Below are 20,506 nucleotides of genomic sequence, written 5' to 3'. Positions count from 1 at the left end.
CGTAGCGACCGGCTTTGCTGGAGGCTCCTACTCGCCCATGAGGTAGGAGAAAATGAGTGGCGCCACGACAGAGGCGTCGGAGTTGATCATGAACTTGGGCGTGTGCGGGTCCAGCTTGTGCCAGGTGATCTTCTCGTTGGGCACGGCGCCGGAGTACGAGCCGTACGAGGTGGTGGAGTCGGAGATTTGGCAGAAGTACGCCCAGTGCGGCATGTCTTCCTTGTGCAAGTCCTGGATGAGCATGGGCACCACGCAAATGGAGAAGTCACCGGCGATGCCGCCGCCGATCTGGAAGAAGCCCACCGGCGTCTTGCTGTCAGCGCGCTCGGAGTACCAGTTGGCCAGGTGCTCCAGCTGCTGCGTGCCGCTCTTGATGAGGTTGTGCGAGGAGAGCTTGCCGGTCATCACCAGGGCGGTGAACTTGTTGCCCAGGGTGCAGTCCTCCCAGCCCGGCGTGTAGATGGGCAGGTTCTTCTCCTTGGCCGCCCAGACCCAGGAGCTCTCCTTGGGCATGCGGAAGTGCTCCTGCACCTCGGGCATGTCCAGCAACGCGTACATATACTCCCAGGGGAAATGCGACTTGCCCGCGGCCTCGGCCTCTTTCCAGAGGTCGATCAGGTACTTTTCCGCCTTGAGCATGGCCCATTCCGGAATGCACGTGTCGGTGACGCGGTTCATGCCCTCGTCGCGCAGCTCCGCTTCCTGCTCTGGCGTCAGGTCCTTGTAATGCGGCACCAGGCGGTAGTCCGGGTTGTCGAAGAGGTTGAAGAGGTCCTCTTCCAGGTTGGCCGCTGTGGTGCAGAGGCCATGGACCTTGCCCGCGCGGATGAGCGGGGCCAGAGAAATGCCCAGCTCGGCCGTGGACATGGCTCCGGCCAGGGTCACGAACATCTGTCCGCCGCCGGCCAGCAGCTCTTCCCACGCACGCGCGGCATCCAAGGTCTCGCGGGCATTGAAGTGCTTGTAATTCTTTTCCATAAACGCGCGCACCGTAGTCACTTCCTTCCTCCTTCCATATGGTCCATGTAATTTTTGACGGTTCTGTGACGGAACGTGGTGCTTACCACCATGCCGTGGTCCTGGCAACGCGCGCCCCTGGCAACAATCCAGGCAGGCCGGGACTCGAAACGGTAGCGCCGCGCCGCCAACCTGGCCGCCAGGACCGCTTGCATTGCGCATGAACCTTCCCTGGGATAATGAACATATCCGATGGTCAGGCACAACCGTTCCCGCCCCCCCCCGATCACGCACGCCTGGCACATGACCGGGCTCCGCCATCGGTCACCACACCAAAGACACGCGGGGCTGATCCCCAAAGAATACCGAAAACTATGACCGACTACCCAAAGCGTCTCAATATCGGCAGCGGCAAGCTCTTCAAGCACGACTACCTGAACGTGGACTGCGATCCCTTCTGGCGGCCGGACGTGGTGGCCGACCTGAACAGGCCCTTCCCGCCCCACGGCGTTGCCCAGACCGCGCGCTTCGGCGAGATCCGCATCGAGCCCGGCACCTTCGAGGAGATCGTGGCCCGCGACGTGCTGGAGCACATCCCCAATCTCGTCACCTGCATGAGCTCGTGCCTGTCCCTGCTGGCTCCCGGCGGCCACATGCGCATCATCGTGCCCTACGACCTCTCGCACGGTGCCTGGCAGGACCCCACCCATGTGCGCGCCTTCAACGAGCGCAGCTGGACCTATTATACGGAATGGTACTGGTACCTTGGCTGGCAAGAGGCGCGGTTCGAGCTGACGCGGCTCAATTTCGTGCGCTCCGAGCTGGGCCAGCGCCTGGCCGGCGAGGGCATGGACGAGGAGCTTATCCTGCGCACGCCGCGCGCCGTGGACGCCATGGAGGTGACCCTGGAGAAGGTGCTGCTCAGCGACAAGGAAAAAGCGTACGTGCAGAAATACCTGAAGAACCAGCTCGACCCGCCGGCGGAATGCTTCCCGGGCAATCCAGTGTGCGGGTGTGAGTGAGGGCCAGGCGACAGGAATACCGCCCCGTGACCACGGGTGAGGGCTGACTCGACAAACAAACCGCCGCGCAACTGCAAGCGAGGCCGGCGCAACCGACAAACCGCCGCGTGACGGCTGGCGAGGCCGGCGCGAAAGCCACCGAGCCGACTACACATTCAACGCGCTTAACTTATTATATTTTAACGCTATCCATAGGCCGCATCGGTATTTTTTTGAAACTTTTTCTCAAGTTGCTTGACACATCCAGGGGCATACCTTAGAAACTCTTTCTTCACGACGCGCCCGTAGCTCAGCCGGATAGAGCGCCGGACTACGAATCCGTAGGTCAGAGGTTCGAATCCTCTCGGGCGCACCAGAAAAATCAACCCCTGCCGACCACTGTCGGCAGGGGTTTTTCTTTTGTCGCTTATCTGCCCCTACTCTGCTCCCTTCTCCTGGATACGCCAAGCGTTCGAAGCCGACGGCTGCGGGCGCAAACTCCTTATAACTTCAGGCCCGAAGGGAGCTCGATGCTCACGCCCCCATCTCCCCTGCGTTGGGTTGTACTGTCTGGTGCAACCGCTTGATGTCGCGCAGCGGCGGGGCGCCGAATAGCCGGCTGTACTCGCGGCTGAACTGGGAGGGGCTCTCGTATCCCACCTGAAGCGCTGCGCTCGTGGCGTCCAGGTGGTCCATGAGCATCAGCCGTCTCGCCTCATGCAGCCGGATCCACTTCTGGAACTGCAGAGGGCTCATGGCCGTCACGGAGCGGAAATGGTGGTGGAAGGTCGAGGTGCTCATACCGGCCTGTTTCGCCAGGCCCTCCACCCTTAACTGCTGCGTGTAGTTTTCCTTCAACCAGTCGATGGCGCGCGCGATCTGATGGCTGTGGCTCCCTGCCGCCGCGATTTGCCGTAGCCGGGCGCCCTGTTCGCCGATCAGGAGACGATACGCGATTTCCCGCTGCAACATCGGCGCGAGAATCGGTATGCTTTCCGGTTCGTCAAGCAGGTCCAGCAACCGCAACAGCACGTCGAGCAGGGATTTTGAAACCTCGCTGACGGCCATGCCCCGGCCGGTCTGTTGCGTGCGGGATATTGGCAGGTTGCTGTCCACCATCAGCTGGGTCACGGCGCGCAGGTCAATCTTCAGCACAAGGCCGAGGAGCGGCACCTCCCTGCTCGCTTCGACAACATTCGCCACCACCGGCAGACCCACGGACGTAATCAGGTACTGGTTGGCGTCATAGATGTACTCTTCATCGCCGAGCAGCACACGTTTGGCCCCCTGGGCAACCAGACAGATGCTCGGCTCGTGCATGTAGCTCATCGGCTCTGTCGGCTCTTCGTAATGCATCAGCATCAATCCCGGGACCTCGGTTTCCAGGGGTGCTTGCTGCTCGGTCCATCGTGCTATCCGCTCAGCCAGCGCTCCACGCGAGAGACTCAGGTCGTCGCGCGCCAGGGTATTCTCATGGTTGCTCATTGAAGCCTCCTTTCACGGCCGTAATATAAGCCCTCCTCGTATTCAGACAACATATTTATCGGGCCGATCGGATAATCAGACAAGAATTCAAGAGAATCAGTCTATGCGCCAGTCTCTGTCGGCAGGAAAAGGCGATCACGGTTGAGAAAAAAGAGCCCCGGACGATCAGGCAAAAAAATCGCAGGATCGGTCTACTAATTGACGGCCCCTCTGCTCTAAAAAGCAATATAGGAAGAAACCAGCGCTGTTCGCAATCTGCATGGGGTTCGGCTCCGGAAAACCGTCGTGAACGATGCAGCGCCTGGAAGATTCGGCAGCACCATGGATGCAGCCACGATCATGGCGGCGGCTGATTGTTCGGATGATTACTCGCCCTGGACACAGGAGTCCGGAGCGAAATCCTGCAAGCCGGTGCAAGCGAATCCGGCGAATCCGCAGTCGTTGGCGTGCCCTTGGAGACAGTTTGTCAATCGTTGGCCAAATCGTGATGCGCGTGAATAGGAGATAATAATATGATCAGGTTCGTTAAAGGAACCGGGCCCATCAATTCTTCAAGAAGAAGCATGCTGAAAAGAACCATCGCCGGTCTTTTGGCCGGCATTGCCGCGCCTGCGTTCTCCCGGCTGTCTCTGGCCCATGCTGCGTCCACCAGACTTCAAGGCAAAAACGTCCTGGTCGTGTATTTCTCCCGCACCGGCAATACACACGTCATGGCCGAATATATCCATGAGATGGTCGGGGGCGATATTGTCCGGATTCATACGGTGGATCCGTATCCCGAGGAGTATCCGGCCACTGCGAGCCAGGCCAAGAAAGAGTTGGAGTCCGGCTATAAGCCGCCGCTGACGACAAAGATCGAGAACATGGCCTCGTATGACGTGGTCTTCCTGGGGTCCCCGCGCTGGTGGGGCACCATAGCCACCCCGGTCATTTCCTTCCTTTCCGAATACCCCCTGCCCGGCAAGACCGTTGTCCCGTTCATGACGCACGGGGGGAGTGGGCTCGGCCGTACCATGGCTGATGTCGGCTCGCTGTGCCCCGACGCTACGATCGAGCAGGGGCTCGCCATCCGGGGTGATGCGATCAGGTCATCACGTGAGGAGGTTTTCGACTGGCTGCAGACGCTCGGCATGGCATAGCGCCTCGCTTACGGTACCGACCGACAATGCAACATATCTGCACGAAAGGACGTGTTTTTCTCATTCTACCAAATCGGCTGCAAACGACAGGAGAGGAACAATGAAGTATCTGGCTCTTTTTATGACGCTTTTACTCTGTACCGCATCCGCCGTATACGCCGGCCAGGAACAGACCACGGCGCAGGAGAACACACCGCAGGTTGTCTACCGGGGTGAATCGCAGAAGTCCTTCAAAGGCCCCGAGGACCTGTTCACCGATGATGTTCAGGTAGATTTGCTGTTTCCCGCCAATGACACCGCGCATTACTCGGGAGCATATGTTACCTTCCAGCCTGGCGCCCGCACCAATTGGCACTTCCACCCGGCCGGACAGCATATGATCGTTACCTCCGGGATTGGCCTGACCGGGACCCGGGATGGCAAAGTCATCGAGTTCAAGGCTGGTGACACAATCTGGTGCCCGCCGGACATCGATCATTGGCACGGCGCCACGCCGGACTCCCCTATGACGCACCTCGTCATTACCGGTGATCTCAATGGTGAAAACGTGATCTGGAAAGAAAAGGTCACTGACGAGCAATATAACGCCAGGAAGGAGTAAGCCATGCGCCTGCAACATACGATTATTCTGGTAGTCGCAGTTTTTCTTATATTCAGTATCGCAACACGTTCGGGAGCTCAGAGTATGACAAACGAAACGTCTTTGGATGAAAAACAGCAGAGTATCGTCACCATTGCCGCGTTCACGGCAAGCGGTGAGCTCGACAGGCTCAAACCGGCATTGGTTGAAGGCCTGGACGCCGGTCTGACCATCAACGAGATCAAGGAAGTTCTGGTTCAGATGTACGCCTATGCCGGCTTCCCCCGCAGCCTGAACGGCATCTTTACCTTCATGGGCGTGCTGGAAGAGCGGAAGGCGCAAGGCATCGAAGACGAGGTGGGCAAGGAGGCCAGCCCGCTGCCCGCGGATATGGACCGGGACGAGTACGGCGCCAGGATTCGGGCCCAACTCTCCGGGCTCGACGAGGTGCCGCCTCCTGCCGCGTGGCAGAAGTTCTCGCCGGTCATCGACTCATACCTCAAGGAACACCTCTTCGCGGATATATTTGCGCGTGACGTTCTGGACCATCAGGCCCGGGAGCTGGCTACCATCGCGGCGCTTGCGAACATGACCGGCACCGCCGGGCAGCTCAAGTTCCACTTTGGCGCGGCCATGAACTCGGGGCTCACGGAAGCCCAGATGCAGGACTTCATCGTGGTGCTCGACTCCCGCGTGGGAGAAAAAGAAGCTGCACAGGCCAAAGAGGTGCTTCAAAGCGTTTTGAGCGAACGGAAGTAGCCTCAAAGGCGTCTCCCTCTATCACCCCGCGCTGATCCCGATGTGCCGATCGAGGGAGGCGCTATCCAAGGCCGTATTTATTGGAGAATTGCCATGAACATATCATTCGAGAACCAGGTCGCCCTTATCACCGGCGGTGCTTCCGGCATCGGCTGGGCAACGGCCAAAGCCTTTGCCGAGGCCGGCGCCGCGGTCGTCATCTCGGCGCGAAGCGAGGACAAGCTGCACGCGCGGGTCAAGGAGCTCGAATCGGCGGGACACAAGGCACTGGCCGTACCCTGCGATGTGAGCGTCGAAAGCCAGGTGCAGGAGATGGTCGAGAAAACCGTATCAACCTTCGGCCGGCTCGACGCGGCGTTCAACAATGCCGGCGTACAGAGCCCCATCGCGGAAACCGCGGATGCGAGCGGAGAAGAGTTCGACCGGGTGAATGCGATCAACCTGCGCGGCATCTGGAGCTGCATGAAGTACGAGCTGATCCAGATGCGCGAGCAAGGTAGCGGCGCCATCGTCAACACCTCATCCCTTGGCGGGCTTGTCGGCATTGCCGGCCGGGCTGCGTACCACGCCTCCAAGCACGGGGTGATCGGCCTCACCAAGAGTGCGGCGCTCGAGTATGCATCCAGGGGCATCCGCATCAATGCCGTGTGCCCCGGAATCATTGACACACCGATGGTCGCCGGCATGAAGGAGAGCGAAGGCGACGCCATGGCCGAGCTGATGAAGCTGGTGCCGATCGCGCGCCTCGGCCTGCCCGAGGAAATTGCCTCCGCCGTGCTTTGGCTCTGCAGCCCCGGAGCCGCCTACGTGATCGGCCATGCCCTCGTCGTGGACGGCGGCTATACCATTCAATGAGGTGGCGACACACAGGAGAATCATCATGAAAGGAGCTATGCTGTACGGTCCACGCGACATCCGTTTCGAAGAGCGCGACGACCCGAAAATCATTCATCCGACAGATGCCCTCATCCGGGTTTCGGCGGCCTGCGTTTGCGGGTCCGACCTGTGGCCATATCGGGGCATCCAGGAGATCACCGAGCCGACGCCCATGGGGCACGAGTACTGTGGCATCGTCGAAGAGGTTGGCAGTGACGTCACTTCGATCAAGCCCGGCCAGTTCGTTATCGGCTCGTTCTTCGCTTCCGACAACACCTGCCCCCACTGCCAGGCCGGATACCAGTCGTCGTGCCAGCACAGGGAGTTTGTCACCACAGCGCAGGCATCCATGCTGCGCGTGCCGCTTGCCGACGGAACCCTGGTGGCGACTCCGGAGATCCCGGCCGACGACCTGTTGCCAAGCCTGCTGGCGCTCTCCGACGTCATGGGCACCGGCTGGTTCGCAGCCGTTGCGGCCAATGTGCAGCCGGGCAAGACGGCCGTTGTTGTTGGCGATGGAGCTGTAGGACTCCTTGGCGTGCTCTCCGCCAAGCAGATGGGCGCCGGACGGATTATCGCCATGAGCCGCCACGAGCCGCGGCAAAAGCTTGCCCGGGAGTTCGGCGCAACGGACATCGTGACAGAACGCGGTGACGAGGGCGTGGCCCGCATCAAGGAGATGACGTCCGGCATCGGCGCAGATTCCGTGCTGGAATGTGTCGGCACGCAGCAGTCGATGATGCAGGCGATCGGTTCCATCAGGCCGGGCGGATATGTCGGCTACGTCGGCGTTCCGCACGGCGTCGCGCTCGACGGAGAGGCGCTGTTCTTTGCACACGTCCACCTCCATGGCGGTCCGGCCCCGGTGCGGCGCTTCCTGCCCGAGCTGATCGATCTTGTCTGGAGCGGAAAGATCAGCCCTGGCAAGGTATTCGACATGACCCTGCCGCTGGACCAGGTGGCGGAAGGCTACCGCGCGATGGACGAGCGCCGCGCGATCAAGGTGCTCCTGCGCCCGTAGCTGGACAATCCTGGTCCACGAGACTCTGCTGGCGTCAGCGTGTACAGTTGGATGAGCACGCTGACGCGGTTGCAGTGTGATGCTTCAACAACAAGGATAAACGAAAAGGAGTGATACCAATGTCTGAATCCTGCGATACGAATGTTTTTGGACGGGGTGAGGAAAACACAGCGTATGCGAAATACTTTGTGGGGCAGAGCTATCTGAAGATCCTCTCCACGGAGGGCGTTACCGTTGCCAATGTCACCTTTGAACCGAAGTGCCGCAACAACTGGCACATTCACCACGCGGACAAGGGCGGCGGACAGATTCTGCTGTGTACAGCCGGACGCGGCTGGTACCAGGAAGGGGAGAAGCCGGCTCGTGCGCTGAAACCCGGGGATGTCGTCAATATTCCCGCCGGCATGAAGCACTGGCATGGAGCGGCCAAAGACAGCTGGTTCACGCACCTGGCCGTGGAGGTTCCTGGCGAGAACACAAGCAACGAGTGGCTGGATCCGGTTTCGGACGACGAGTACGCCGCGCTCGATTAGGCTGTTTTTGCATCACGTTCCATGTGGTGAACATACGGAGACTCAGCATCGAGGGAAGGATGGAGAGCAAACTGTCGCGCCGCAACTTCATGGCCACGGGTGCTGTCGCCCTCGGTGCTGCTGTCACATGGGAGCTTACCGGGATCATCAGCGCTGGAGGAATCGCAGAGTCCGAAGCGCTGGCATCGGAAGGACTAGAGGAGAACACCATGCCGCATATCAGCGTCAAGCTCTTCCCTGGAAGGTCGGAAGAGACCAAGCAACGACTCGCCGACGCCATTGTGCAAGATGTGGTCGATATCATCGGATGCGAAGAAAGATCGGTAACTGTCTCTATTGAAGAAGTCTCCTCCGGCGACTGGAAGGAAAAGGTCTATGATCCGGAAATTCGAGAACAGATGGACACCCTTTACAAGAAACCAGGGTACTCCATGTAGGGAGACGATTGTGTATACGAATATAATTCGCCTTGCGCCTATGCTTTTGTTTGGGTTCATCGTTTGTGCTTCCATTGTTGCCTGCATCGGAAAAGCGAGAGCGTCTGAAGCGGATAGTGATTCCTTGGTCAATGGCCTTGCTTTGTCCGATATGAAGGTAACAATCACCTCCAAGGGACATACGGCAACATTCCAGTTGTATGGCACCAAAGCCGCACAAGAGTTCTACGACCAACTGCCCCTTAAACTGGATTTGACCAACTTTCGCGATGCCCAGTGGATGTTTTATCCACCCAAAAAGCTGAGCGTGACTGCCAACGAGGCGTATCACGACGGCAAAAAGGGAGAGCTGAGCTACTATGAACCCTGGGGTGACGCGTTCATGCTCTACAAGGACTTCTACGCGGGCGATGAAATGCACCGCCTTGGTGTCGGCTTAAGCGGAATCGATGATATAGCCGAAATGTCGGGCAATGCCATCATCCAAAAAATCGAACAGAATGCAGCAGGAGATGAAGCAACCATGCAGATGACCGTGAGTGCGAATGGAAATACTATTGTGTTTGAACTCAATGACAGCTCGGCAGCTAAAGAGCTTTACAGCCAGCTGCCGTTGGACATAGCCGTAGAAAACTACAGCAGCAATGAGAAGATCTTCTATCCGCCCAAGAAGCTGAATACTGCCAACACACCGCTCGCCAAAAACGTTCAGGCTGGAACTCTCGCCTACTACGCACCATGGGGAGACGTCGTCATGTTCTACGGCAGCTTTGGCTCGGCTTCTGGTTTATACGAACTGGGCCATGCCATAACGGGACGCGAGCATATCAAGCAATTATCTGGAACGATACGCATCGGGACAGGAAACACGCCGTAACAATGACACTGCTCAACGTCTGCAAATAACATTATGGAGTGCAGCGCTATTGCGCATGGTTCTCTATACTCGATACTATAACAACAACCTGAATTGCACGAGTTTTTGACTCGCAAAATTCAGTACATTGGGATTACGCCTTGCAGACTGGGCCGTGATCGCCTCCACATCGAATGTAAGTATCTCAAAGTCCGAAGGCGCCCTCTCACGCCTGGGTTTTGTCCTACGCCATCTCCAGATAGCCTAAAAACGCCTTCCCGGTGCAAAGCATTGGACACGGCATTCTATTTACTGTACCAGATCGTTTGAAATTATTCTGTCCTGGTGGGCTGTTAGGCTCTATGGACCGGACCAATGGCAAAAGAATTTATCTAACGTGAACGCAACACACATCTTTACCCTGATAGAATACGGTATGAAAATATCACAAAAATATTCCAAGCTGATATTCCTGGGAATACTAGCTATACTCGTATTGACTGTATATGGCCGCTCCTTGCATTTCAACTTCGTCTCTGACGATACTTTGCATATTACACAAAACACCCACATTCACCCCATTACTTTTAATAATCTTACATACTTCTGGAAAAATTCATATCAGGGTCTTTACATCCCCTTATCCTACACGCTGCTGATGATCCCTGCTTCTTTGGCTGCAGATGGTTCCTCTCCAACGAGTTTCGATCCTACTCCATTCCACGCAGCTAATATTGTTCTTCATTTTGCAAACTGCGCATTGCTCTTTGCTCTACTACTATCCATAACAGAATCATGTGCGGCATCGTTTGCCGGTACGATGTTATTCGCCATTCACCCCATACAAGCAGAGTCCGTAGCCTGGATATCGGAGTTCCGTGGTCTCTGGGCAACGCTATTCTCTTTCTTGGCCCTACGGTTTTACCTGACAGGTGTAGAACGCGACACCATTGGGAAGCGGTACATACTCGCCTTTGTTTTTTATATCATGGCATTGCTCTGCAAGCCTTCTACAACAATTGTACCGCTCCTGGCGTTGATCTTGGAACACATGATGTACAGGCGTTCAATTCTGACATCATTGCGGAGACTCTGGCCTTGGTTTTTTGCTGCCATTATACTAACGTGTATTAACTTCAGCGTGCAGGACCCAAACAGTTCGATGAGTATACATTCGGTATTGCTCCGTCCTTTGGTCGCGCTGGACGCTTTGGGTTTTTATATATCCTCGCTACTATTTCCAACCAGTCTTAGCTTCGGCTACGGCCGGACTCCGCAGGTAGCTCTCGCGAACTCGTTATCCAACATCAACATTTTCTTGCCGCTCGCCCTGCTCCTCATCCTTTTTGTATTCCGACGTCGTATTGGATTCGCCATCTATCCAATGCTGCTTATGGTCGCTGCCTTGCTTCCTGTCTTGGGTCTTATTCCGTTCGGCTATCAGGCCTACTCGACTGTTGCTGATCGGTACATGTACCTGGCGATGATCGGACCTGCGCTCTTGGTGGCATTATTTTGGCAGCACCTTAAGATAGTTGGACATGTTTCTATATTAATACTGTTATCATGTTTTGCCGCCCTTGGATTTCATCAGGTCGGATACTGGAAAACCAGAGACACGCTGCACATACGGGCTGTGGAGGTGAATCCGGAAAGTTACTCCTCTTTAACTTACCTCGCCCAGCTTGCTTTTGAGAAATACAAAAACCTCGATCTCACTGAAAAATTATACCGACAGGCAATACAGGTTTCGCCTAATGGAATCATGGCATACGCCGGTCTTGGTAAGATATTGGTTTTAAAAGGCAAAACAAAAGAAGCAATTCATTATCTTGCGATTGCTGATAGATCCAAATTCGTTCCAAGTGGAGTTAGTTACTACCTTGGATATGCATACTACAAGCAAGACAATAACGAAAAAGCCATACAATCGTTGGATAAATCCATTCGCGACTATCCTAGCGTGATGGAATCTTGGATACTTAAGGCAAATTTATTAAAGATGATGCAACACCCCAATGCTTCTGCTCACACTCTGCTTGATGCATTGAAAGTTGCCCCGAACAATGAAAAAGTCCTGCACGAGCTTGAAGCTGTCACTCCAGAGGTCGACGATCCTGAGCTTTTGAAGGAAATCGACGCCCGTCTGCACACACCGTGATACGTGTTGCAGCCGCCCGCTGCTGCCATCTACTCTTCCGGCGTACCTTTTCCATCCAACCCGTGACGCTGAACGGCGCTCCCTGAGCGTTGAACGACGATCGCGCGTTTCATTCCCTACAATTTCGCCACACCGTCTTGAAGGAGCCCTGCATCAGGAGTATACGATTCTTTTTAGCTGGAATTATAAACCCTTCAAACAAGGTGGTTCGTCATGAGCACAGCATCCCTCGGCGTCATGGACGCCATCTCGCAGCGGCACAGCGTCCGCGCCTTCACCAAGGAACCAGTCACCCCCGAGCAGTTGGACGCCCTGTTCCAGGCGGCGCGGCTGGCGCCGTCCAGCCTGAACTCCCAGCCGTGGCGCTACAAGGTAACGCAGGACCCGGCCATCCTTGAACAATTCGGCACCAAGGAGGTCTCCCGCACGCAGACCTGGCTCGCCGGCGCCGGGGCCATCATCGCCTGCTGCGCCGACATCTCCGGATACGTGCGCGATACCCAGGCCAGCGTATTTTTCTACAAGGAACACAACATCATGCAGGGCGACACCATGGAAGGCGTCGAGGCATATGCCGAGCGTGAGGCTTCGGCGGCAGAGAGTGCCAAGTTTGGCGCCGCGGCCATGAACGTGGCGCTCTCGGTCTCCTTCATGATGCTGCGCGCCGTGGAGATGGGGCTCGGCACCTGCTGGGTAGGCATGTTCAACGAGCAGAAGGTCAAGGAATTGCTGGGCATCGACCCCGCGCTACGCATCGTGGGCCTGCTCGCCGTGGGGCACCCGGCTCCGGGCCAACCCACGGAGCACAATCGCAAGCCCCTGGAGGAGATCATCCTTCCGTAAGCTGGTTGAATCGTTGATGTGCGCCGCGGCCAGCGCTTCTGCTCCAAGCCGTGAGATCGCATTCACAACACACAAAAGGGGACGTGCGAAAAATCGTATGTCCCCTTTTCCTTTGGTCTCTATCATATTGCCGCGCTCCAGCAGCGTAATTCGTATCCGATACAGACAAGTTCTGGCTCGCACTCTACCGCGCATTGTGCATGCACTGCCGTCTGTCTCAAGTATTTTGTAGCGCAACAACAGCATTCTATTGCCAAGTAGTCATCGTTGAACTAATATTCATCCATTACACAAGGCACTATACGGCCATATTTCATAGTGCTGTTGTATGATACTTCCAGATACACTTAAGTGTTATTAACATTCTTGCATCATTATTTAATTTTGGAGTACAGTAACGCAATGAATATAGACATCGACCAACTGAAGCGATCACACAGGCAACTGATGCGCCTGCGCCAATGCTTCACCTCCTGCTACGACATCTCCTCGTCTCTTTCTCTGGAGGTGGTGCTGGACAGCCTTATGCTCAATGTCATGGACAACTTGGGCGCGGAGAACTGCAGTCTCTACCTGGTGGACGAATCCAGAAACGAGCTCTTCCTGAGCCTGTCCAAGGGCCCCCTCGGCAGCGCCATCCCTGCGGGACAGCGGCTCAAACCCGGCGAGAAGATTCCCGGCCGCGCCTGGCAGGAGCGGCGCACCATCCACGTAACCAGCGAAGAGCTGGAGCCCGGCAGGGACCTCATCTCCCCACTGGCCGGATCCTGCGAAGTAGAGACCACCCTGTGCATCCCGCTCATGGCCAACGACCGCGTGCTGGGCGTGGCCAAGATCACCAACAAGCGCCTGGGCGGCGTGTTTGACGACGACGATCAGGAGATCTTCGAGCTGGCCTGCCGCCAGGCCGCCATCTCCATTCAGAACGCCTACCACCACCTGAATGAGCTGGAGCTCCAGAGCCTGGAGTCCGAGTTTCTGCGCGCCGAGGAGCTGCGCAAGATGCTCCTGCCGGATTCAGATCCGGCCCTGCCCGGCTGCCGCATCAGCGCATCCTCCATAAGCTGCAAGAAGTTCGGCGGGGACTACCTGGGCTACCTTGCGCCGCAGAACGGGGAGAGCGTGCTGGGCATCGTGGTGGCTGACGCCGTGGGCCACGACCTGTCCGCCGGCCTGCTGATGGTCTCGCTGCGCGCCTACATCCACTCCCAGTCCAAATTTCTGGACAAGCCCCAGACCATGATCGGCAACGTCAACGCACTGTTCGCGCAGGATACCGAGGGCGAGGGTTACTTTTGCACCCTCTTTTTGCTCGTACTGGATCAGGAACACAAACGTCTGCGCTGGGTCAGCGCAGGCAACCCGCCAGCCCTGCTCTACGACCCGGCCGCCGACAGCTTCCAGGAGCTCAAGGGCGGCGGCCCCTGCCTGGGCTGCATTGCGGAGACCGAGTACCAGGTCTTCGAGTGTCCTGCGCCCGCGCCGGGCAGCGTCTGCGTGGTGGCCACCGACGGCATCTATGAGGCGTCCCGCCTGGACGGCGGCATGTTCGGGGCCGAGCGCGTCAAGGAGATAATCCGCAGCCATGCCGGGCAGCCGGCGGAGGCAGTCCGCGCCGCCCTGCTCGACTCGCTCCAGGATTACTGCGGCACCGAGGAACGCGACGACGACATCACCATTGCCGTGGTCAGCTTTGACTAAAAACACGCCGGGGAGCTCCGGCAGCTCTTCATCCTGCCAGGGCTCCCCCCAACTTGTTGTATCCAGCGGTCGGCGGCATGCTCTGCATGCCGCATCCTTTATATGAACAGGGTCACGGCACTCTGGTTGGCCTCCTGCAGGAACTTGGCAACCCCGGCCAGGGTGATGTTGGGGTAGTCGCGCAGCTCGTCCGCGGACAGGCCCATGACATCCAGAGACATCTCGCAGATCACGATCTCCACGCCGTAATCCGCGGCCTGCCGAATCAGATCGTCCAGCGAGAGGACGCCCTTCTTCTTCATGATAGACTTCATCATCCTGCGTCCCATGCCAAACATGTCCATGCGCGAAAGGTGCACGCCGTCCGGTCCGCTGGGCAGCATCTTGTCGAACATCTTGGCCGTGAACTCCGGCTTGGATACGGTCTTGGCCGGGTCCCGCATCACCGTGGTTCCCCAGAAGGTCATGAACATCACTACGCGGTCGTACATCGCGGCCGCGCCCACGGCGATGATAAACGCCGCCAGCAGGCGGTCGAGCTCGCCGCTGAACACAACCATCGAGAGCTGGTCCTCGGGCATCCGCGCCTGCATCTCCTCGATGCGTTCTTCCAAGAGTGCGATGCGTTTTTCGAGATTCTGCATGAGATCGGCTTCCATAATACGCCATCCTTGTAAAATGCTTCAATAATCAATGCGGAGAGAGGCAATCCTCTCTCCGCTTCTGGGGCTCGGACTGCAACGCAGCCAGCCGGAGATTCTCAACAGCCGGCTAAAATACGAACACGGCGTCGGCCTCGATGGCCGCCACGTTGACTGCGCCGCCGGCCGTGGTCTCCGCACCCTCGATGAGTTCGCTCTCGTCGATGTTGCGCTCGGCGATGCACGGCTTGCAGACCTTGATCTCGCCGCCCAGGCTGCGGAAGTCTTCCATCAGCTTCTTGATGGGCGGGAACCCGCCGCCGGCCACCATGTTGTCCACAAAGCCCTTCTTACCCAGGTACACGCCGTTGGACTGCAGCACCACAGTGGCCTGGATATCCATGGCCAGGGCTGCGTTGCCCAGCACGAACGGCAGGTGGGCCTTCTCGGGGTCGTCGTTGGCGTGGGTGGCGATATACAGAATCTTTTCCTGTTTCTCGGACATGGCTCTTCCCTTCCTTGCGGGTTGATTATTCGGTTACACGCTGTTGGCCAGCACCGTGGAAAGATCCACGATGTTTGCGCCGGATTTCTCAAGATTATTCAGACAGATCGGGCACATGGCCACGACCTGCTCGCCTGTGGAGTCCAGGGACTCCAGCCGCCGCGAGCCGATCTGGGAGGACAGCTTGGGCGAGATGGACTCGGCCGGCCCGCCGCAGCAGCTCGTGTAGGTGCCGCACTCGCGCACATCCACGCACTCGTAGCCCAGATCCTGCAGCGCCTTGCGCGGCTTGTCCGAGAGTTCCAGATAGCGGCCGTAGAAGCAGGGATCGTGCAGGGTCAGCTTCTTGCCGCCGTTCTCGCCGTGCAGGGTGAGGTTCTCGAAGTACGTGTGCACCTCGAAGGACGCGCCCACATACTTTGGGTACAGCACCTTGAGCGCATAGGTCGTGTGCGGGTCGATGGTGATGATCTTGTGCACGCCGGCCTTGAGCAGCTTTTCGGCCACGCGCTCGGCATGGCGGACAAAGCTCTCCTGGTCGCCCAGGTCGTACAGCAGGATGCCGCTGTACTCGTCCAGCTCGGGCCGGTAGCCAAAGCTCTGCCCGGACTTGCGCAGCACCTTGACGATATCCTTGAGGTACTGGCCGGCCTTCTGCTTGCCGGCCGCCGGGGTGAGCATGGCCAGGCCGGCGCCGGAGATGAGCTTGGGCACGAAGCGCGCGTATCCCAGATACGACATCCACCTGGTGTCCTCGAACCGTTCCAGCTGCTTGGTGGCCGTCTCGATGTACGGCACGAACTGGTACATCAGACCGGTCATCAGCAGGGCGTCGCCGTCCCTGTCCAGCTTCTGGTCCTTCCACCACGTGTTGACCATGCCCTTGGGCACGCCGAACGGGCTCATGGTCTTGCGCACGTTGTCGGCCAGAACCTCTATGATGTCCCTTGGATTGTACATCAGGACCTCCTCCACTCGGCCACGACGCGCCGTTTCAGGGTCATGAGTACTTCGCCCGGGTTGGCGCCCCGGGGGCACGTCTGCGTGCAGAGCCCGCAATGCAGGCAGCGCCACAGCTCCTGCGCGTGCTTCAGGATCAGATCCTCGGCCCCTATCTGGATGTAGCGGATCATCTTCCTGGGAAAATGGTCCGAGACCAGGGGGCATATCGCCGCGCACGTGCCGCAGTTAAAACACTCGGCTCCGGTATCTGTGCCGGATTGTTCCAGCTCTTTGATGAACTCGGAATTGACCGTGGCCATCTTGATTCTCCTTAACGTAAAGGCGTACGGCGGTTTGGAATCGTCCGCATTACTCGTCGCCCGCATCCGTGCCGGTCAGGGCGTAGCGGTAGTAGCTGCCGTCCTTGTCGGCCTCGGCCACCTGGCCGAACTTGCGCATTGTGGCGATGATCCAGAGCGTCTTGTCCGTGGGCAGGCCGGCGGCCTCGGCAATCTCCGGCACCGTAGCGCTGTCCTTGGCCAGAAACTCCTTCACGGCCTTGATCGCCTTCCTGCTTTCGCGGGACTTTGCGGAGGCGGCCTCCACCCACTGTTTGCGCTCGCCGCGCAACGCCTTCATCGCTTCCTTGTCCAAAACGCCTTGTGTCTGTTCGTGTGCCATGGGGTCCTTCCTTATAAATCTGACCTTATGGATCAGGCGGCTGTCTCTTCTTCGACGGCGGGTTCTTCCTTGGCCTCCCCAGAGTCCTCAAAGGCGACGTCGGAGATGATCATGTCCACCATCGATTCGTACTGACGCAGAGTCCAACCGTTGACGTTGATTGCGTTTTCCGGACAGACCGCCACGCATGCGCCGCAGCCGAGGCACAGGGCGGGCGTCACCTCCGCGCGGGTCACGGTCTCGCCGCCAACCTCCATCTCGACCAGCTTGAGCGCGCCGTCGTTGAGGCAGGCGTCCACGCAGGCGCCCGCGCCTGTGCACTTCTGCAGGTCCACCTCGGCCACGAATGGATCGAGCTCCACAAAGCCCTTGCCCAGGAGCGAGACGGCCTTGACCGCCGCAGACGACGCGGCGTTGCTGACCTCGCCCACGTCCATGGGCGCCTGGCAGGTGCCGGCCAGAAACACGCCGGCCATGGGCAGCTCCACCGGCCGCAACTTGGGATGCACCTCCAGCAGGAAGCGGTCCGCGCCCACGGGCAGCTTGAGCATGTCCACCAGGTCGTGGATGGGCGCGGGCTCCATGCCTGTGGCCAGGACCACCAGATCCACCGGGACCTGCAGTTCCTCGCCAAAGGTCAGCTCGTCCTTCACCTCGATCTCCAGGGGATACTCGCCGGCGATGCGGCGCACCACAGGCGGCTCCTCCACGTTGAAGCGCATGAAGACCACCCGGTTGGCCGAGGCCTGGGCGTACATCTCCTCCTGCCCGCGGCCGTAGGTGCGGATGTCGCGGTACAGCTCGTACACGGAGGTGTCCGGGAAGGACTCGCGGATGGTGTTGGCCGCGTTGATGGAGGCCGAGCAGCAGACCCGCGAGCAGTACTCGTTCAGGTGCCCGTTCTCGTCTTCCTCGTGGACTCCGGGAATCTGCCGGCTGCCCACGCAGTGGATGATAGCCAGGCTGCGGATGCGCCGGCCGTCCAGATGCAGCTGGCCGCCCTTCTCGTCCTTCATTTCCGACAGCTTCTGGAGCAGGTCCGGCAGGGTTATGACCTCCTGGTTCTCGCCAAAGCCGTACTCGCCGGTATGGGGTGTGTACGAGGAGAAGCCGGTAGCCAGGACCACCACGCCGGTTTCCAGCGCGATGTTCTGCGGCAGCATCGGCCCGCCAACGCCCTTGCCCGGAACGTACTGCCCGGGGCTCGGGGCCTCGTCTTCGGCTGCTGTTGTGGAGAGCTCTATGGAGAACTTGCCCACGTAGCCGCCGTAGGAACTCAGGCTCGCGCCGCAGTACACGGTGATGCGCGGGTGGCTCAGGGTCCTGGCGGCCAGGTCCCTGACCACGGTCTCGGCGTCCTCGCCGTAGGGGGCCAGTTTTCCTAACCGGGAGACGCCGCCGCCCAGGTATGGAGACTTCTCGATAAGCACAGTCTCGATGCCGCGATCGGCCATGTCCAGGGCAGAGCGCATGCCGGCCACACCGCCGCCAATGACCAGGCCGCGACGCAGTGCGTCCACGCGCAGTGGCTCCAGGGGTTGCATCAGCCGGGCCTTGCCCGTGGCCGCACAAACCAGGCGCGTGGCCTTGTCCGTGGCGGCATCGCCGTGGTGCACCCAGCTGACCTGCTCGCGGATGTTGGCGTGCTCGTACTGGTAGGGGTTGCCCCCGGCCCGGGCGATGGCCGAGCGGAACGTGGTCTCATGCAGGCTGGGCGCGCAGGACGCGACCACCACCCGGTTGACGGCCCCGCTCCGGAGGTCGTCCATGATCAGCTCCTGGCCGGGGTCCGAGCACATGAACATGTTCGTTCTGGCCACGGCCACGCCGGGAACGTTCTCCATACGGCTGCGCACTTTCTCCACATCCACGTGGTCGGAGATGTTGCCGCCGCAGTAGCAGATATAGACGCCCACCTTGGCCTGGTCCTGCGACTCCTTGTTCTCCAAAGACTCGGGGGCCGGTGCGTTTTCGGGGCTGTTTTGCTTTGCGTCACTCATGGACGGCCTCCTTGATTCTCTCGTCCCCCAAACCTTGCGGGGAACTTGCCAACTGGCCTTCTGTGGCGTCTTCATGCAGAGCGGTCAGATACTTTGCGGCTTCCATGGCCGCGCCACCCGCCTCGGTGATGGTGTCCACGATGTCCTTGGGTCCTGCCGCCGTGCCGGCTACGAACACGCCTTCCAGATCGGTGAGGGACGGGCCGGTCTTGGGCTGGATGGTCTTGATGAAGCCGTCCCCGCCGATGGACACGGGGCACTGGCCCTGCGGCGACCAGCCGGGCAACATGCCGGCGGAGAGGACGACCATGTCGTGCTCGCGGGTCGTAACGCCCTCGCCTTGCTGATCCTCGTAGTGAACCGCCACGGCGCCGTCCTCGCCCGTATCCAGCGAGGCGACCTTGGCCTTGACGAACTCGATGCCCATGGCCTTGGCGTTCTGGTAGAACTGCTCGTAGTTCTTCCCGAAAGCCCGGATGTCCATGTAGTAGATGGTGATGTCCGCCAGCGGCAGCGAGCCCGAGAGCAGCATGGCCTGCTTGATGGCGTACATGCAGCAGACCCGCGAGCAGTAGGAAACGCCCATGCTCGCATCGCGGGACCCGGCGCACTGCACGTAGGCAATGGAGTCCGGGATCATGCCGTCGGAGGGCCGCAGCACCCGGCCATAGGGCCCGTGGGGCGCCAGCAGCCGCTCCATCTGCATGGAGTCGATGACGTTGGGGATTTCGCCCATGCCGTACTGGCGCTTGTCGTTGATGGATGTCAGCTCGAACCCGGTGGCCAGGACCGCGGTCTTGGCCGTGATCCGGTAGCTCTCGGGCTGCTGGTTGTAGACGATGGCGCCGGTGGGGCAGATGCTGGCGCACTTGCCGCAGAGCATGCAGTTGGTCACGTCCAGCACGGCCTTTTGCGGAATGGCGTTGGAGAACGGGATGCGGATGGCCTTGCGGCCGGAGAACCCGCCCTGCTCCACGTCCGGCACCGAGACCGGGCATTCGTACTCGCATTTGCGGCAGCCGATGCACTTGTCGATGTCCACGTAGCGCGGCCGCTGCGTTACCGATGCCTCGATGGCGCCGTCCTTGCGCTCGATATCGTTAACGTCGCAGTAGGTGAACAGGGTTATCTGCTCGTGGTGCGCCGCGGCGGCCATCTTGGGCGTGGTGATGCAGCTTGCGCAGTCCAGGGTCGGGAAGACCTTGGACAGCCTGATCATCTTGCCGCCGATGGAGGCGTCCTTCTCTATGACGGCCGTGCGGTAGCCCTGGTCTGCCAGGTCCAGCGCGGATTGAAGGCCGCCTATGCCGCCTCCGATCACGATGGCGTCAAACTCGTATTCGTGTGCGGAGTCCATGTAGTGCTCCCTGACAAAGCACGCCGGGGTC

21 protein-coding genes and 1 tRNA gene are annotated in these 20,506 nt (G+C 59.1%); 13 read left to right on the top strand and 9 right to left on the bottom strand.

All coding sequences use genetic code 11. The features are described from left to right. Window positions 1–27: 27 nt before the first annotated feature. A complete protein-coding gene (locus E8L03_RS01990; protein ID WP_144307462.1) occupies window positions 28–999 on the bottom strand; it encodes a deoxyhypusine synthase family protein in 972 nt (323 codons plus the stop codon). Window positions 1,000–1,331: 332 nt separating this feature from the next. Here E8L03_RS01990 and E8L03_RS01985 point away from each other — a divergent pair, with 332 nt between their 5' ends. Then, window positions 1,332–1,979 carry a class I SAM-dependent methyltransferase gene (locus tag E8L03_RS01985; RefSeq protein ID WP_171266415.1) on the top strand — a complete coding sequence of 216 codons (648 nt, stop codon included), beginning with the start codon at window positions 1,332–1,334 and terminating at the stop codon, window positions 1,977–1,979. Between the two features lie 278 nt (window positions 1,980–2,257). After that, window positions 2,258–2,334 (top strand) — tRNA-Arg (locus E8L03_RS01980). A 158-nt stretch (window positions 2,335–2,492) separates the two neighbouring features. Here E8L03_RS01980 and E8L03_RS01975 read toward each other — a convergent pair. Next, window positions 2,493–3,443: an AraC family transcriptional regulator gene (locus E8L03_RS01975; RefSeq protein WP_144306485.1), complete on the bottom strand. Its 951-nt coding sequence runs from the start codon at window positions 3,441–3,443 to the stop codon at window positions 2,493–2,495. A 563-nt stretch (window positions 3,444–4,006) separates the two neighbouring features. Between E8L03_RS01975 and E8L03_RS01970 the strand changes: the two genes are divergently transcribed. The 11 genes from E8L03_RS01970 (at window position 4,007) to E8L03_RS01920 (ending at window position 14,349) form a co-directional block, all read left to right on the top strand. Next, a complete protein-coding gene (locus E8L03_RS01970; RefSeq protein ID WP_244963630.1) occupies window positions 4,007–4,582 on the top strand; it encodes a flavodoxin in 576 nt (191 codons plus the stop codon). Window positions 4,583–4,682: 100 nt separating this feature from the next. Beyond that, window positions 4,683–5,183, top strand: coding sequence for a (R)-mandelonitrile lyase (locus tag E8L03_RS01965; protein ID WP_171266413.1), 501 nt, complete (start codon window positions 4,683–4,685; stop codon window positions 5,181–5,183). 84 nt (window positions 5,184–5,267) lie between these two features. Further along, window positions 5,268–5,921, top strand: coding sequence for a carboxymuconolactone decarboxylase family protein (locus E8L03_RS01960; protein WP_235896696.1), 654 nt, complete (start codon window positions 5,268–5,270; stop codon window positions 5,919–5,921). 93 nt (window positions 5,922–6,014) lie between these two features. Continuing rightward, entirely contained in the window at window positions 6,015–6,776 is a 762-nt protein-coding gene (locus E8L03_RS01955; protein ID WP_171266412.1) for an SDR family oxidoreductase, read from the top strand. A 25-nt stretch (window positions 6,777–6,801) separates the two neighbouring features. Then, window positions 6,802–7,818: a zinc-dependent alcohol dehydrogenase family protein gene (locus tag E8L03_RS01950; RefSeq protein ID WP_171266411.1), complete on the top strand. Its 1,017-nt coding sequence runs from the start codon at window positions 6,802–6,804 to the stop codon at window positions 7,816–7,818. Window positions 7,819–7,937: 119 nt separating this feature from the next. Beyond that, window positions 7,938–8,351 (top strand): cupin domain-containing protein, encoded by a 414-nt coding sequence (locus E8L03_RS01945; RefSeq protein ID WP_171266410.1) that lies wholly within the window; start codon window positions 7,938–7,940, stop codon window positions 8,349–8,351. 59 nt (window positions 8,352–8,410) lie between these two features. Continuing rightward, complete coding sequence (locus tag E8L03_RS20860; RefSeq protein ID WP_208738263.1) at window positions 8,411–8,788, top strand: tautomerase family protein; 378 nt, start codon at window positions 8,411–8,413, stop codon at window positions 8,786–8,788. Between the two features lie 10 nt (window positions 8,789–8,798). After that, on the top strand, window positions 8,799–9,665 hold the full coding sequence (locus E8L03_RS01935; RefSeq protein ID WP_235896695.1) for a cyclophilin-like fold protein: 867 nt from the start codon (window positions 8,799–8,801) through the stop codon (window positions 9,663–9,665). A gap of 415 nt (window positions 9,666–10,080) precedes the next feature. Then, on the top strand, window positions 10,081–11,805 hold the full coding sequence (locus E8L03_RS01930) for a tetratricopeptide repeat protein (RefSeq protein WP_171266409.1): 1,725 nt from the start codon (window positions 10,081–10,083) through the stop codon (window positions 11,803–11,805). 213 nt (window positions 11,806–12,018) lie between these two features. Then, the gene (locus E8L03_RS01925) at window positions 12,019–12,648 is read left to right on the top strand and encodes a nitroreductase family protein (protein ID WP_144306477.1); all 630 of its coding nucleotides are present in this window, start codon (window positions 12,019–12,021) and stop codon (window positions 12,646–12,648) included. 402 nt (window positions 12,649–13,050) lie between these two features. Beyond that, the gene (locus E8L03_RS01920; protein ID WP_171266408.1) at window positions 13,051–14,349 is read left to right on the top strand and encodes a PP2C family protein-serine/threonine phosphatase; all 1,299 of its coding nucleotides are present in this window, start codon (window positions 13,051–13,053) and stop codon (window positions 14,347–14,349) included. 98 nt (window positions 14,350–14,447) lie between these two features. Here E8L03_RS01920 and E8L03_RS01915 read toward each other — a convergent pair whose 3' ends face one another. The 7 genes from E8L03_RS01915 to E8L03_RS01885 all read right to left on the bottom strand — a co-directional run bounded on the left by E8L03_RS01915 (window position 14,448) and on the right by E8L03_RS01885 (window position 20,475). Continuing rightward, complete coding sequence (locus tag E8L03_RS01915) at window positions 14,448–15,008, bottom strand: DsrE/DsrF/DrsH-like family protein (protein WP_171266407.1); 561 nt, start codon at window positions 15,006–15,008, stop codon at window positions 14,448–14,450. Window positions 15,009–15,120: 112 nt separating this feature from the next. Beyond that, complete coding sequence (locus E8L03_RS01910; protein ID WP_144306474.1) at window positions 15,121–15,495, bottom strand: DsrE family protein; 375 nt, start codon at window positions 15,493–15,495, stop codon at window positions 15,121–15,123. Between the two features lie 33 nt (window positions 15,496–15,528). Further along, on the bottom strand, window positions 15,529–16,455 hold the full coding sequence (locus tag E8L03_RS01905) for a (Fe-S)-binding protein (protein ID WP_171266406.1): 927 nt from the start codon (window positions 16,453–16,455) through the stop codon (window positions 15,529–15,531). Further along, window positions 16,455–16,757, bottom strand: coding sequence for a 4Fe-4S dicluster domain-containing protein (locus E8L03_RS01900; RefSeq protein ID WP_144306472.1), 303 nt, complete (start codon window positions 16,755–16,757; stop codon window positions 16,455–16,457). The genes E8L03_RS01905 and E8L03_RS01900 overlap by 1 nt, the downstream gene beginning before the upstream one ends. Window positions 16,758–16,806: 49 nt before the next feature. Further along, on the bottom strand, window positions 16,807–17,118 hold the full coding sequence (locus E8L03_RS01895) for a winged helix-turn-helix domain-containing protein (RefSeq protein WP_171266405.1): 312 nt from the start codon (window positions 17,116–17,118) through the stop codon (window positions 16,807–16,809). A 32-nt stretch (window positions 17,119–17,150) separates the two neighbouring features. Beyond that, complete coding sequence (locus tag E8L03_RS01890) at window positions 17,151–19,118, bottom strand: CoB--CoM heterodisulfide reductase iron-sulfur subunit A family protein (protein ID WP_171266404.1); 1,968 nt, start codon at window positions 19,116–19,118, stop codon at window positions 17,151–17,153. Then, on the bottom strand, window positions 19,111–20,475 hold the full coding sequence (locus E8L03_RS01885; protein WP_144306469.1) for an FAD-dependent oxidoreductase: 1,365 nt from the start codon (window positions 20,473–20,475) through the stop codon (window positions 19,111–19,113). The genes E8L03_RS01890 and E8L03_RS01885 overlap by 8 nt, the downstream gene beginning before the upstream one ends. Between the last annotated feature and the right edge of the window lie 31 nt (window positions 20,476–20,506).

The sequence above is a fragment of the Oceanidesulfovibrio marinus genome (genome assembly GCF_013085545.1).
Taxonomy (GTDB): domain Bacteria; phylum Desulfobacterota; class Desulfovibrionia; order Desulfovibrionales; family Desulfovibrionaceae; genus Oceanidesulfovibrio; species Oceanidesulfovibrio marinus.
Note: the sequence above shows the minus strand (reverse complement) of the source record. Positions and strands in the feature narration are given on the sequence as shown.